The sequence below is a fragment of the Fictibacillus nanhaiensis genome, from assembly GCF_019801215.1.
In the GTDB taxonomy this organism is placed as follows: domain Bacteria; phylum Bacillota; class Bacilli; order Bacillales; family Fictibacillaceae; genus Fictibacillus; species Fictibacillus nanhaiensis_C.
In genome coordinates, this window is sequence record NZ_JAHVJO010000001.1 from 46,183 (window position 1) to 59,730 (window position 13,548).

Below are 13,548 nucleotides of genomic sequence, written 5' to 3' on the forward strand. Positions count from 1 at the left end.
CTTAACCACCTTTATTAGCTTACTTATTCACTAAACCAGGAAGGCTTAGGCTAATCATCTCTTTGGATGGGGGAATCCCTAACAAGTGACAAGCTAGTGGTGCCAAATGTAACTGTCTCACCACAGTATCGTAGTTATTAGGGATAACTTTATCGGAAATAACGAAGAGAGGAACATCTCTAACGTCATCTAACGTACCACCATGATCACCGTCATCATTCATGCCATGATCGGCAGTAATAATAATTTGATACCCTTTTTCCATCCATAAAGGTAAAATATTTGCTAAAATGATGTCCGCTCGAATGGCTGAACCTCTATACTCTTTAGAATTGGCTGTGTACTTATGACCGATATCATCGATATTCATTGAGTGGACGTATAAAAAATCAGGTTGATAAGCTTCCATTAGATAATGTGCGTCCGCAAACAAGTGAGAGTCTGGATAATGATCTTCTGAATAAAAAATGCCATGTTGAATAGGTTTTGTAGGATCATGCTGATAACGATCGATAAAATGCTCAAAAGGTGCTTTGTTATAAAGTTCACTTACCCAATAATAAGATGCTGTTGCATTGGTCAATCCGTGCTTCTTCGTTAAATGAAAAAGACTTTCTTCTTTTGATAAACGAACAGTTTGATTCGATAGGATGCCATTTTTATGAGGCAGTGTACCCGTAAGCAAGACCTCATAGAGAGGTCTTGACATACTGGGCACTTCAGATTTCACAAGATAACGAGCTGCAATTTTTTCTTCTGCAAGATGTCCTAAATAGCCCATTTGCTCGACAGACGTTTTGTATTGAAGTCCATCTAACATAATAAAAGCTAATTTATTTGACATTAATCAAAACCTCTTCTTGCCACATCTGTGGTAGAGATTTCATCGTTTCATCCCATTTTTTCATGTCTTTTACAGGCTTTGCATTTTTGTACATGTCTTCTGGAAGCAGTTTACTCTTAGCATCTGCAGGGATTTCAACATTTTCACGAATTGGACGTGCATATCCTCGCGCAAGGTTTGCTTGTCCTTCATCTGATAAAATAAACTCTCTTGTTAATTTTGCTGCATTAGGGTGTTTTGCGTTTTTATTGATGATTGAAGTGTATCCACTTACAACGGATGCATCTTGTGGAATCGTTACTTCAAAACGTTCTTTATTGATTTGATCACGATAACCAAGTGAGTTGAAATCCCAAAGTATAGCAACATCAACTTCTCCTTTTTCTAAGTTTGCAACTGTAACATCAGAAACAGAAAGTCGGTTATCTTTCGCGAGCTTAGCAAAATATTTTATTCCTGGATTGATATCGTTTTCGTCTCCTCCATTTGCCATTGCAGCGGCAAGAACAGCAAATTGTGCCTGATTTGCCTTCATGACGTCTCCAACAGCTACCTTGTAATTGCCTTTTTCAATATCTGCCCAAGATTTTGGAGGGTTTTTTACACGATTTTTATCCGTAATAAACGAAATCGAACCTTGGTAGCTTGCAGCCCAATGGCCATCTTTATCTTTCGCCCAATTCGGTATATCATCCCATGTTGTTGTTTTGTATGGTTGTGTAAGTCCTTTTTCTTTTGCGAGTGGACCAAAGGATAATCCTACATCACCAATATCTGGTCCGTCCTCACCGGCAGACTGGAATTTTGCCAATTCCTCAGCGCTGGACATGTCCGTATCCTTATGGTTAATGCCATACTTTGTTTTGATGTCTTTCCATGTTTCTATCCAGTTAGCCCATGAATCAGGCATCCCTAAACTGTCTACTTGACCTTCTTTTTTCGCGTTTTCTGTAATCTGTTCAAGACTTAAATTCTGATTATTTCCTTCATTGTTCTCTTGGTTATTATCTTGACCGCATCCAGCTAATAATGAGATGGATAGCAAACCGGCTATCGATGTTTTTACAAAGTAGTTTAGTTTCAATTGAAACCCTCCATGTTGTTTTTGTATTTGTTTTGCCTTTCTTTTCTTGTTTTTATTCTATAAAACAAACGTAAAAGCAAAATAAATAAGAAATTTAGATTTTGTAAATTTGTATAACAAAATTGTAAATCTACAAGATAGTATGGATTAACATGAAAGAAATTATGATAGAAATGAGTATCAAAGAGAGTTGCGAATTCAGGGGATAATTATTGTACAAGTGAGAAACAATGGACATTTTTTGTACCATAACAATACCTGAGCATCTAAGAGAAGCTGGTCTCAGAATTGTGGGGTTAAGAAAAGATATAAAGTTCGTTTTACAGAAGGAAAAAATATAATGGATGGTATAAGTTTGAAGAAAAATTATTCTATCGAAGAGGGATGGATGAAGAATCTGTAGTTACTTATGCCTAGCATGGGTTTTTGAGAAGGTCTATTTGCTCAAATTTTGTTGTTTTTTGTAAAAAAGCATATCAAGGAATAGGTGAAAGTAATATAATGGAAAATGTGGAAGTGGAAAAGGGGTGCATGATTAAAATATCAATTCCAGGGTTCTCTTATATCCGTAATCTTTCATAAGGTGTCATTGTCAGTTTAAGTATTTGTTACTTAGAAATAAAAATATTCTTTCCATTGGTTTCCCATTATGTGATCTGTTATTAAGAAAAGGAACCTATGGGCAATAAAAAAATAAAGTAACTGTTGATAATATGAAAATCATTTTTAATAACAAGTTATATACTATTTTACCGCTTTTTCCGTAACAGATTACTATTCGAGTTCAAGGAGTAAATATGATTAACAAAAAGAAGCTTACCTTTTTTTCTTTCCTTTTTTTAATTGTTTTCACAATTATTGGGGACGCATATATTTATTATATAGATGGAAAGGTTTTTGAAAGTGATTTTAAATATCAAACAGATGTAAAGAATAAGAAATTAAAACAAGAGTATGTTCGTGACTTGGAGAAATACAGTAAGGATTTTGATTTGAAAATTTATGTTATTTCTTCTGATGTTACTTCAAAGAACTCTGCTACATATACCGTCTATGCTTCACCCAATAACAAAGATTTTTTTAAAAACAGAATACTAACGAAAAAAGATAACTCCAAATTCAGTTCATTAGTAAGTGGTAAAAGGAAAATTGTATTTAAGCCCCTTCAAGAAATTATTGATATAAACGAAAAAAGCTATTATGTCTTTGGTACCAATGCAAATGTAGAAAAATTACGGTCTGTCACCAATGACAAATATGGAATGAGCAAACCTTTCGACAATGGCTATTCAAACGACGCTCCATTTATGATTGCTGCAGCTTGGATATTCATTTTTTTAATCATATTAATTTTTACATTTTTTGAAGTTAGTAACTATAAAAAAGAAGCTTTAATTAGATACCTAAATGGCACTGATAAAAAAAATGTAGTTATGCCATTAATAGTTATAAATTCAATTACCATTTTATGGGCAGCAATTATAGGATTAATAGTTGGAATGACAATAACAGAATCCTATAAATTCATAAACATTTCGGTTTTAACAATCCTATTAATCATACTTTGCTCAAATAGCCTTTATCTTCTACTTTTCAAATTAGATGTAAAAAAAACATTCGTTAGAAGCTATTACACCGCAGGCTACAAATTATTCGCTTTTTTTGTATTATTGATTATTTCCATAATGTCAATCCTGATTTTGACATTCAATTTTAAAACCATGCACGATTCAATACTAACTATTAATCAAAAAGATAGTTGGGAAAAGTTTTATAATTACGATAATGTTTTATTCTTTTTTAAAGAACATACTAAAGAAACAAATATGGATACAGATGAAGAGTATGCAGTTAAATTTTACAATGAGAATCTCAATAGATTTCATATTTACCTATCTTTTGATTTTTCTAACAATGGTGGGATCGCATCAAGTATGGTGAACACCGAAGAATCAATCGTGTATTTAAATAAACATGCAAAAAAGGATCTTGATGAATTAGGTGTTAAGGTTGATAATCTCAAAAAGGACACATTTTATATAATTTCTAGATATTCAAAGGATGAATTGAAAAAGAATGGTATTTACGATGAAACAAGTAGTGATGAAGTGGATTTCCTCCTAAATAAAGACAATGAAATGTTTGAAACAATTACAATTCAAGAGTCTTATACATTATTGGTACATGATATCAATATGGCAAATTTAGCGGATAATTACAAGAAAAACCCGATCATTATCTTGGATACTCATAGTGTGTTGCCCAGTGAAAAATTAAGCGGTTATGTATTTAATTCATTAGTTAAATTTAATAAAGAAAGTGACTTTAATAACTTTATAGAAAGTATCGGATATCAGAACGAAGTGTTTTATAAAAATAATATTAAAAATCTGTACAAGGAAAAACAAGCTGAAAAAATCTTAGTACTAATAATCAATATTATTTTAAGTGTAACCATCATGATATTGTTTAATATTTCCTTGTCTGCAATTTTAAAGATGGACTTTAATTCAAGAGCAGTTGAGATAGCGATTGATAAGATATTCGGGAAAACTCTGTTAAGAAGATACAAAGGGTTATTTAGATTGTTAATTAGTGCTTTTATTATAGGTGTTTCTACTGCTCTGGCAGGAAAATTATTATTTTATAATTTTTCTTTATTATATGTAGCTATTGCTAGTCTAATTGTGTTTATCAATATCTGTGTCATTCTATTATTGTTCATAAACAGATACGAAAAAATTAGTATACCACGTGTATTAAAAGGCGGTATTTAAATTGATACAAATTGATAATATTTCTAAAAGTTTTGATGAGCATGCCATATTCAACAATTTCTCCTGTTCTATAAAGCAGGGTGATTTTGTAGTATTTAGCGGTAAGAGTGGAAGTGGTAAAACAACACTATTAAATATGATAGGTGGAATAGAACCGGTTGACTCTGGAAAAATAATGGTAGATAACCTAGATTTATCTGTTAATAATGACATTATTAAATTATACAGAGAAAAAATGGGGTTTCTTTTTCAAAACTTCGCTTTAGTAGAATACAAGACTGTTGAAGAAAATATACTTATGATCGATAAAAAATATCGTAATGATGTAACGGTTGCATCGGTTTTGGACAAAGTTGGTTTAAGCGGTTACGAGAAAAGAAAGGTATTCACCTTGTCCGGTGGTGAACAACAGAGAATTGCCATCGCGAGACTTTTAATGAAAAAATGCAGCATAATTTTGGCGGATGAACCAACAGGAAGTTTAGACAGCTATAACGCTAGCATTATTATGAAGCATATCAAAGAGTTAAATGAATCAGGAAAGACCATATTAATGGTCACACATGATGAAAAGCTAAAAAAGCTGGGAGGAAATAAGATTGAATTATAAAAGAGTTATTCTTGGCATAATCGCTGTATTTGTAGTTGTATTTGGTTCTTATTTTACTATTCATACGTATGCCAATGGCAAAATAAAGAAAAATTATGCTGAGGGTTTTGAAAAGAATGCATTGGGTGATTATTGCAAAAATGATACTAATATGATTCTGTGTGTATATGAGGCTCCATTATTCCAATCATACACCAATCTTTCTGTCACTAACACGAAAGATAAGGTAGACTTAATTATTTGGGTACCTCTCTATGGGGGAAATATAAAATCTGGAATAATAGTAACAGATGATGAAGCTGAAAGATCGTATGAAATTGAAGTAGATGGTAATTTTGAAACAGCTGATAAAGAGTATCAAGAAATTCTTAAACAGAATCAAGATGCTATTGATGTACTAAAATCTGTTGTAAAAAAAGAATGGAATACGGAATTATAAGCGGAGTTAGTGTAGATATACATAGCTGCAACTATATAACAGCTCCAAAAGTTATTTCAAGGATTAAAGTTATAGTAAACTATTAAACTAAAAAAACCAAGTTCGATTAGAACTTGGTTTTTTTGACTTAATTTCTACCCCGGAATTTAGATGCGGGTTAGATAACACTTGGTATGTAACCACTCTACGTCTAATAAAACTTAGTACGTAAAGCTATAGTAAACTGTACCAGAGTGATGCTGAATTTCAGCTTTTGCATAACTACCAGAACTACCTTTTAGAGTCTGTGCAGAACCGGTATTTTTAACATAAGCTGTATGAGAGTTGTTCTTATGGTACGTATGTGTATAATCCTCATTAATCCAAGATGTATTATAGCCAACTTTAAAAGTCTTTGTTGATGTATTGGTAACCGTTTTAGACCATGCAGAACTGAAACTTTTTCCTAATGTAGATGAGTTCGTTGATTCAGTTGTTGCATGTGCTGATGTACCAAACGACATTGCAAGAACACACGCCGCCACTACAGATTTCATTTTCTTCATATATATCACCTCCTTCTATTTACAATTGTTACACATAAATACAAAATATGCCATTAAAATATCTAATTATTGGTATAAACAAGCCGAAAGTCATGTTATGAAAGTAAAACCCTACTTTTGTCTCATTCTTCTTTACACAAGAATAAAACGCTTCTCTTTTTTGGATATTGTAATACTCTCTACCTTTCTATCAGATTAGTTAGCTTAATAACTGTTCCACTGGTACCTCCAACGCTTTTGCTTTTTTAAAATTATGATTTTCATACTGTTGTGAAAATTGTAAAAATAAATTTAAAAATAGCTAATGATAATTTTGATTGTGAAACTGATTCTTATGAAAGAAATATGGGATCTGAGATTAGTTATTTATTTTATGCAACCATTAAATGTCCAGAATGCTTTAATGAAATTGATTTAAAAATTAATAGCTGGGAATATCCAATCGGTGCATTAAATTATAGCGATTTTGAAATTTCAGGAGGTACATATCTCCAAAAACCTTCTGTTTCTGTTGACTTTGAATACTATTTCGATTATGAAATAGTTGAAGAGGAGTTACCGAAAGTTATTCAAATATTATTTGAATAAAAAAAGAATCCTCTTTATGTCTATCAAATATTACCAAGAGAATTTGAAGAAGTTGTAGCTGAATTTTTTAAAGCAAAAGGATATGATGTTAAACTAACACCTGCAACAAGAGATGGTAGTAGAGATATAATTGTCAAACATGAAGTTATGGGTAATCCATTTATTATATATGTTAAATGTAAGAAATATGGATCTGATGGGAAAGACCCGAGCTACGCCTTTATATAAGCCGTTAGTTTGGGTATTTTTCTTTTTTACGGAAAGAGACCCTTTATATGAGTGGATAGTAAAATTTTTTCCAGCTAATCTTAAGTAGTTAATCTCAGATTAACCACTTAAACCCTTGATAATTGGTGCTTTCAGATACACCAGACTATACCCCGTTACTAAGGAGAAAATTTATGCTTTTAACAAATGAAGCTATTGTCATTAAAAAAGATCACAAACATTAAAAAGTAATGATTTAAACTTGTTTAATAATTTACTAATCGAAAAATTATTAGCTGAAAAACAAATGTTTTCTTGTCTTTCAGGAGCAAATGCAATTAATATTTCAAAATGTAAATAGACTTATTAGTTGGATACCAATTTATTTTATTATGGATTTCTAAATATTCTTAAAAAACATAGCCAAGGAGTAGTTTGGAGGTAATTAACAATTTTTGTCGAAATTCTTTACAAAACACAAATTTATTAACTAATGATTTAATAAGTGGGTGAAGCGAAATGGCTATTTATTATGAAAAAGAAAAATATGACAGAGTAACAATTTATGATGCCGCGGAAAAATGGAAAAATGAATGTTTATTAAATGATAAATCATTGATTTGGGAAGGAGAGTCTGTATGGACTCAAACCAATATTAATAGATTTAGATCAATTTTTGTGGAAAGCCCGGATGATGCAGTTGGTGATAACTTTGATAACAAATTAAAAAAACAGCTAGAAAATGAAGCGGAAGGTGTATATAAATTAGCTATCGAATTAATGTTTATATATTATCTCTTCCCTTATAAAGGTTCCATCAGCTTTAATACTAAAATGAAAAAGTTAGAAACAATTGCTTCATGGAAGGGAATTAATTTTAATTCTACATTACCTATTTTTGAGGGATTGAAGCAAGGGTTAGGAGCTACAGGTACTTTTTATAATACTAGTAAATATTTTGAAGTTTCTTTCTTGTTTTTAGTAGCGGAGAGTGTTAAAAATCAGCCTTTAGAAAAACGTATAAACACGTTAAATCAATCGACAGAATTAAAAAGGGTGGCAGAAAATATTAGGAAACATATAGGTAAAAGGGTACAAATGCAACATATACTACTTCACTTGTTAATTCCGGAAAAATTTGAGCGAATTGCAAGTTGGGGTCATAAGGACAGAATAGCTTTAGCATATTCAAATTTATTAACAGATAACTCACAGTTTCCCATATATGATGGTGCTAATTATTTAGGCTTAATTACTGAAAATGGAATCACTAGTTGGATGGCTAAAAATGTTGAAGAAGATTTAATTTAATTTTCGCAAACCAAATTAAGTGAGATCTTGCCCCATATAGGTGAAGAAGGTAATTATCAATTTATTGGTAGGAATGAGTCAATATATATAGCAGAAGAAAAATTTAAAGAATCCTTCAAAAAAGGAATTAGATTGGATGCCTTACTTATAACACATAATGGAAAGCCAACCGAAAATTTATTAGGGATTATTACAACATGGGATGTTATTGATATTCCAAAGCAGGAATTAACACTCAATTACTAGGTATGATTTTCACGTAATAATAAATAAAAATTTAAGGTTATTGCAATTTTGCAGCTAAGGAGTAGTAAATGAAAGTTGATCATAGTTTATATTCTTTATCGGATATCTTTGTATTAGACGAAACACCTTATTTTCTGGATTATATTCGTAATAAGTTTATTATGCAGCAACCTGAAGAAGAAATCCGTCAAAGAATGATAATGTTTCTAATTGAAGTAATGAAAGTCCCTATTTCTATAATCGAAATAGAAGTGCCTCTAAGTAGATATAGTAATAAAACGAGTGACCGTGCAGATATTATTGTAAACTATGAAAATGAGAAAAATGAAAAGAAACCACTTTTCGTTGTGGAATGTAAAGCGGAAAAAATGGACATTAAGTTATCATCCTCTCACGCATAGTACGGATACAGACCGTTTTATCTATCAAACACAATATACGTTATCATCCTACCGTGGTGTAAAGATGGATTATCATTTAGAGAGTAAATAGGATAGTGAAGGGAAGGAACAAAAGGGCTAACCTTATATTACGAATCGGGTGCGATTGTGGAATAAGTAAGACAGGTGATTCAGGAAAAATTCCACCTAAAAACCACCCACATTTTACCCACGAAAGAATAAACTTTAGTATGTTTTATTGTTTTTTAAAAGTATTGATTTTTAAGGCTTTTTTCTTTTTTTAAAACACGTAGTATATGTTCCGCACTCAAGTTCACCATTGGGAAAACAAAAATATCCACTAATATTATTTATATATGGGGACTAATTATGCAAGATGTTAAGAAGTGAAGTGGAAAATAGGTAAACCGTATGTGAACTAAATAAATAAAGTCCAATATTAATTAAAAATAATGTGATTTATAAAAAAAACAAAACCCTTGATTCCTCAAGGGTTTTCAACTGTTATGTATGGTGGAGACTAGCGGGATCGAACCGCTGACCTTTTGGCTGCCAGCCAAACGCTCTCCCAGCTGAGCTAAGCCCCCAATTACGTTACTGACAAAAAGAATTATATCGGTTTACAGAACTTGCCGCAAGCTTTTTTTACTTATTCTGTATAATCCAATGCTCTTCTCCGAAAAATAAAGTTATTCATGCAATATTAGAAAGGAGGAAAATCCTTTGAAATTCAAAAAAGTTGTACTTGGTTCACTTTCTGCGTTTCTTTCCCTTGGTTTATTGTTTGGTTGTGGAACACCACAAGACGAGCAAGAGCCAGATCCAACAGAAGAACCGTCTGAAGAAAATGACGAACCTAACAAAGACGATAAAGAGAATGAAATGGAAGAAGAGCAAAAAGATGAAGAACAGCAGCAATAATCATAAAAGCTTTGTCCAAAAAAGGATGAAGCTTTTTTACATAAATAAGGCTTTCTTACTGAGATTGATAAACGATTTAATCTGGTATAGACAACTAGTCCTAGTCACATGAAGGACTTAAGTTCTGTTTTATCATCATCCGACAGGAAGCCTCTTCTTTTTACCGAAAAGTGTCAAAGAAAGAAAGCGCTACAAAAAAAGAGGAGGTTTATCAATTGAAAGTTTTTAAATGGATTCGATCCTTTACATTAGTTGCTTTGTTGATCATCCCTATGTTTGCAGGAATGGGACAACTAAAGGCTGTCCATGCAGACCGAAATGACAACAACAGCTTAATTATTGCTCAAAACATGCCCCAACTAAGCGAAGAGATTAAAGGGAAGACGTTTTCACTTTCAGCTTTATTGCCGATAGAAAACGGCAAATATGTTGAAGTAACAGAAAATCTGAAATGGAAATCGGCAAATAAGAACGTGGCTTCTGTGTCAGATGAAGGAATCGTTACATTAAGCGGGCAAAATGGAAGAACAATGATTTTTGTCACAAATGGAACTTCTTTCGACAGAATTGCGATTCATGTAAAGAACGGAAAGGCTTCATTTGAAAAGCAAAAAGAGAAAAAATATGACTTGATATCCAATGCCATTCAATCCATGTCAGTAAAAGAAAAAATCGGACAGATGTTAATGCCGGACTTCCGGAACTGGAACGGACAGCCAGTGACAGAAATGAATGACGAAATAAGAGAATTAGTGAAAAAATACCACCTTGGTGGTGTCATTTTGTTTAGAGAAAATGTAGTAACGACTGAACAGACCGTAAGACTGGTAGATGAATATAAAAAAGCGAATGAAGACTACGGTTTGCTTCTTTCAATCGACCAAGAAGGTGGAATTGTGACACGTTTGCAGAGTGGTACCGATTTCCCAGGAAATATGGCGCTTGGTGCAACAAGGTCAGCAGAACTGGCGGAATCTGTCGGACATGCAATCGGATCAGAGCTAGAATCGTTAGGAATTAACATGAATTTAGCTCCTGTTTTAGATGTGAATAACAACCCAGACAATCCTGTTATCGGAGTAAGGTCATTCGGGGAAGACCCTAAACTTGTTGCCGAATTAGGAACAGCGTATACAAAAGGGTTGCAGAATGCAGGAATGGCAGCTACAGCGAAACATTTTCCTGGACATGGAGATACGGCAGTAGATTCTCACTTAGGATTACCTTCCGTTCCTCATGAAAAAGAACGGTTACTGGAAGTAGAACTTTATCCCTTCCAACAAGCGATGAATCAAGGCATTGATGCAATCATGACTGCACATGTTACTTTCCCTAAAATTGATCCGACTACAGTCATATCTAAAAAGGACGGAACAGAGATTGCATTGCCTGCTACATTATCTCACGAGGTTTTGACAAACTTGATGAGAAATGAAATGGGCTTTGAAGGTGTTATATCAACAGATGCGTTAAACATGAAAGCTATAGCAGATCATTTTGGAGCGGTTGATGCCGTTATTAGAGCTGTTAATGCTGGCACTGATATTGTATTAATGCCTGTAGGATTAGAAGAAGTTGCTAACGGTCTATATACCGCGGTTGAAAATGGAGAGATCAAAGAACAAAGATTAAACGAATCAGTAGAACGCCTCCTAACATTAAAAGCGAAGCGTGGCATTTATAAACAAGCAACAGAAACACCAGTTGCAGAAAAAATTGCATATGCAGAGAAGGTCGTCGGAAATAATGCGCATAAAGAAGTGGAAAAAGAGGTCGCACAAAAATCCATCACATTAGTAAAAAATAATGGGCTATTACCGGTAGATAAGAATAATGTAAATTCCGTTGTTGTAATTGGCAGTTCATTTAGTGGATCCCTCCAAAACGCCCTATCAGCACACCATTCGTCAGTTGAGTTGATTCAAACGACTAAACCTTTAAATGAAGAACAGTTATTAAAAGTTAAACAGGCAGATTTAGTGGTTTTAGGGACATACACGTTTAATGTATCTGGCCGTTCTCCTTCAAGTTCGCAAATGCAGATGGTGAATCAAGTGATTGAAACAGCACCTGCTAAAACTGTTGCCGTCGGAATTCGTAATCCTTACGATATCATGGCTTTTCCTGAGGTGTCTGCTTACCTTGCACAATACGGTTTCAGGGATGCTAGTTTTAAAGCAGCTGCTGATACCATTTTCGGGACGAATAACCCATCAGGAAAGCTGCCTGTAACCATATATAAAGACGCAGAAACGGTTCTTTATCTATTCGGACACGGTTTGAGCTACTAATAAAGAGGAGGAAGAAACAAGATGAAGAAATGGGGATTGTTTATAGCGGTATTTTTCATGTTAACAAGTATACTTCCAGGTGCACAAATGTTAAATGCTTCGAAGGATGAAGATCATCACAGGCAAAAATTCAAGACAGGACTTGAGATGCTTATGCATGATCAAATCTCGCTTCTTAAAGGGAAAAATGTAGGGTTAATCACTAATCCTACAGGGATTGACCGGAATCTTATCAGTATTGTAGATGTGTTGTACAACCATCCGGATATTGGATTAAAAGCACTTTATGGACCTGAACATGGTGTACGAGGAAGTGCACAGGCTGGGCAATATATTGAGTCTTATACCGATCCAAAAACAGGACTGCCTGTCTATAGCTTGTATGGTCCAACGAAAAAACCTACAGCTGCAATGTTAGAAGGTATTGATGTATTAGTGTTTGACATACAGGATGTTGGAACACGTTTCTATACGTACATTTATACAATGGCATACGCAATGGAAGCTGCTAAAGAGAATAATATACCTTTTGTTGTGCTTGATCGACCAAATCCTCTTGGAGGGGAGCAAGTGGAAGGTCCAGTATTAGATCCCGCCTACTCATCTTTTGTGGGCCTATATCCAATTCCGTTAAGACACGGTATGACAGTTGGTGAATTAGCCCAATTATTCAATCAAGAATTTGACATTGATGCGGATTTAGAAGTGGTGAAAATGAAAGGCTGGAAAAGATCGTGGACGTATGAAGACAATCGTCTAGAATGGGTTCTACCTTCTCCAAATATGCCAACAGTAGATACTGCGATCACGTATCCGGGAGCTGCTTTAATTGAAGGAACGAATGTTTCTGAAGGAAGAGGAACTACAAAACCATTTGAATTAATCGGGGCACCGTTCATCAATGGAGATGATTTGGCAAAAGCATTAAATGAACAAGGACTTCCGGGAGTTAAGTTCCGTCCTGCTTCCTTTACACCTACCTTTTCAAAGCATGCTGGGAAACTATCACATGGTGTTGAGATTCACGTAACTGACAAGAAATTATTTCAACCTGTTCTATCAGGTATTACACTGGTGAAAATGATCCATGATATGTATCCAGCAGATTTTGCATTTAGAGCAGAAGATAGTGCAGGCCGATCATTTTTTGATCTATTGATTGGAAATGGATGGGTAAGGGATGCTATTGAATCTGGTAGTTCGGTAGAAGAGATCGTGTCCAGGTATGATGAGAAATTAAGTGAATTTAAAAAATTAAGAAAAAATTATTTGCTTTATTAAGGT

Annotated in this window: 14 protein-coding genes and 1 tRNA gene; 11 read left to right on the forward strand and 4 right to left on the reverse strand. The window is 33.7% G+C overall.

All coding sequences use genetic code 11. The features are described 5' to 3' along the window. Positions 1-19: 19 nt before the first annotated feature. Both KUV80_RS00230 and KUV80_RS00235 read right to left on the reverse strand, forming a co-directional pair. The gene (locus KUV80_RS00230) at positions 20-844 is read right to left on the reverse strand and encodes an alkaline phosphatase family protein (protein ID WP_222460692.1); all 825 of its coding nucleotides are present in this window, start codon (positions 842-844) and stop codon (positions 20-22) included. Continuing rightward, positions 834-1,928, reverse strand: a complete 1,095-nt coding sequence (locus KUV80_RS00235; RefSeq protein WP_222460693.1) for an ABC transporter substrate-binding protein — start codon at positions 1,926-1,928, stop codon at positions 834-836. Before KUV80_RS00235 ends, KUV80_RS00230 begins: the two co-directional genes overlap by 11 nt. A 797-nt stretch (positions 1,929-2,725) precedes the next feature. Here KUV80_RS00235 and KUV80_RS00240 point away from each other — a divergent pair. From KUV80_RS00240 to KUV80_RS00250, 3 genes are read left to right on the forward strand one after another with little or no spacing between them, the layout of a single operon-like run. Beyond that, positions 2,726-4,705, forward strand: coding sequence for a hypothetical protein (locus tag KUV80_RS00240; protein ID WP_222460694.1), 1,980 nt, complete (start codon positions 2,726-2,728; stop codon positions 4,703-4,705). 1 nt (position 4,706) lies between these two features. Then, a complete protein-coding gene (locus tag KUV80_RS00245) occupies positions 4,707-5,315 on the forward strand; it encodes an ABC transporter ATP-binding protein (protein WP_222460695.1) in 609 nt (202 codons plus the stop codon). Continuing rightward, positions 5,305-5,754 carry a hypothetical protein gene (locus tag KUV80_RS00250; RefSeq protein ID WP_222460696.1) on the forward strand — a complete coding sequence of 150 codons (450 nt, stop codon included), beginning with the start codon at positions 5,305-5,307 and terminating at the stop codon, positions 5,752-5,754. Before KUV80_RS00245 ends, KUV80_RS00250 begins: the two co-directional genes overlap by 11 nt. Positions 5,755-5,954: 200 nt before the next feature. Here the strand turns inward: KUV80_RS00250 and KUV80_RS00255 are convergent, their stop codons facing one another. Further along, positions 5,955-6,299 (reverse strand): hypothetical protein, encoded by a 345-nt coding sequence (locus tag KUV80_RS00255; protein ID WP_222460697.1) that lies wholly within the window; start codon positions 6,297-6,299, stop codon positions 5,955-5,957. 270 nt (positions 6,300-6,569) lie between these two features. Here KUV80_RS00255 and KUV80_RS00260 point away from each other — a divergent pair, with 270 nt between their 5' ends. The 5 genes from KUV80_RS00260 to KUV80_RS00280 all read left to right on the forward strand — a co-directional run bounded on the left by KUV80_RS00260 (position 6,570) and on the right by KUV80_RS00280 (position 9,052). Beyond that, positions 6,570-6,887, forward strand: coding sequence for a hypothetical protein (locus tag KUV80_RS00260; protein WP_222460698.1), 318 nt, complete (start codon positions 6,570-6,572; stop codon positions 6,885-6,887). Between the two features lie 27 nt (positions 6,888-6,914). Continuing rightward, a complete protein-coding gene (locus KUV80_RS18870; protein WP_222462210.1) occupies positions 6,915-7,115 on the forward strand; it encodes a restriction endonuclease in 201 nt (66 codons plus the stop codon). A gap of 498 nt (positions 7,116-7,613) precedes the next feature. Next, positions 7,614-8,405 carry a hypothetical protein gene (locus KUV80_RS00270; protein WP_222460699.1) on the forward strand — a complete coding sequence of 264 codons (792 nt, stop codon included), beginning with the start codon at positions 7,614-7,616 and terminating at the stop codon, positions 8,403-8,405. A 27-nt stretch (positions 8,406-8,432) separates the two neighbouring features. Then, on the forward strand, positions 8,433-8,651 hold the full coding sequence (locus KUV80_RS00275; RefSeq protein WP_222460700.1) for a hypothetical protein: 219 nt from the start codon (positions 8,433-8,435) through the stop codon (positions 8,649-8,651). A 68-nt stretch (positions 8,652-8,719) separates the two neighbouring features. After that, positions 8,720-9,052 (forward strand): type I restriction enzyme HsdR N-terminal domain-containing protein, encoded by a 333-nt coding sequence (locus KUV80_RS00280; RefSeq protein ID WP_222460701.1) that lies wholly within the window; start codon positions 8,720-8,722, stop codon positions 9,050-9,052. A 511-nt stretch (positions 9,053-9,563) separates the two neighbouring features. On the opposite strand, the gene KUV80_RS00285 is transcribed toward KUV80_RS00280, so the two are convergent. Beyond that, positions 9,564-9,639: transfer RNA gene (locus KUV80_RS00285), tRNA-Ala, on the reverse strand. Positions 9,640-9,775: 136 nt separating this feature from the next. Here KUV80_RS00285 and KUV80_RS00290 point away from each other — a divergent pair. The 3 genes from KUV80_RS00290 to KUV80_RS00300 all read left to right on the forward strand — a co-directional run bounded on the left by KUV80_RS00290 (position 9,776) and on the right by KUV80_RS00300 (position 13,545). Further along, the gene (locus KUV80_RS00290) at positions 9,776-9,973 is read left to right on the forward strand and encodes a hypothetical protein (RefSeq protein ID WP_222460702.1); all 198 of its coding nucleotides are present in this window, start codon (positions 9,776-9,778) and stop codon (positions 9,971-9,973) included. A 272-nt stretch (positions 9,974-10,245) separates the two neighbouring features. Next, positions 10,246-12,264: a beta-N-acetylhexosaminidase gene (nagZ, locus tag KUV80_RS00295; RefSeq protein ID WP_222462211.1), complete on the forward strand. Its 2,019-nt coding sequence runs from the start codon at positions 10,246-10,248 to the stop codon at positions 12,262-12,264. A gap of 21 nt (positions 12,265-12,285) precedes the next feature. Continuing rightward, complete coding sequence (locus KUV80_RS00300) at positions 12,286-13,545, forward strand: exo-beta-N-acetylmuramidase NamZ family protein (RefSeq protein WP_222460703.1); 1,260 nt, start codon at positions 12,286-12,288, stop codon at positions 13,543-13,545. Positions 13,546-13,548: the final 3 nt, after the last annotated feature.

Excerpts from the sequence above, each read along its gene's own strand:
- KUV80_RS00230 (WP_222460692.1), bottom strand. The coding sequence starts at position 844 with ATGTCAAATAAATTAGCTTTTATTATGTTAGATGGACTTCAATACAAA.
- KUV80_RS00240 (WP_222460694.1), top strand. The coding sequence starts at position 2,726 with ATGATTAACAAAAAGAAGCTTACCTTTTTTTCTTTCCTTTTTTTAATT.
- KUV80_RS00255 (WP_222460697.1), bottom strand. The coding sequence starts at position 6,299 with ATGAAGAAAATGAAATCTGTAGTGGCGGCGTGTGTTCTTGCAATGTCG.
- KUV80_RS00270 (WP_222460699.1), top strand. The coding sequence starts at position 7,614 with ATGGCTATTTATTATGAAAAAGAAAAATATGACAGAGTAACAATTTAT.
- KUV80_RS00280 (WP_222460701.1), top strand. The coding sequence starts at position 8,720 with ATGAAAGTTGATCATAGTTTATATTCTTTATCGGATATCTTTGTATTA.
- nagZ (WP_222462211.1), top strand. The coding sequence starts at position 10,246 with ATGTTTGCAGGAATGGGACAACTAAAGGCTGTCCATGCAGACCGAAAT.
- KUV80_RS00300 (WP_222460703.1), top strand. The coding sequence starts at position 12,286 with ATGAAGAAATGGGGATTGTTTATAGCGGTATTTTTCATGTTAACAAGT.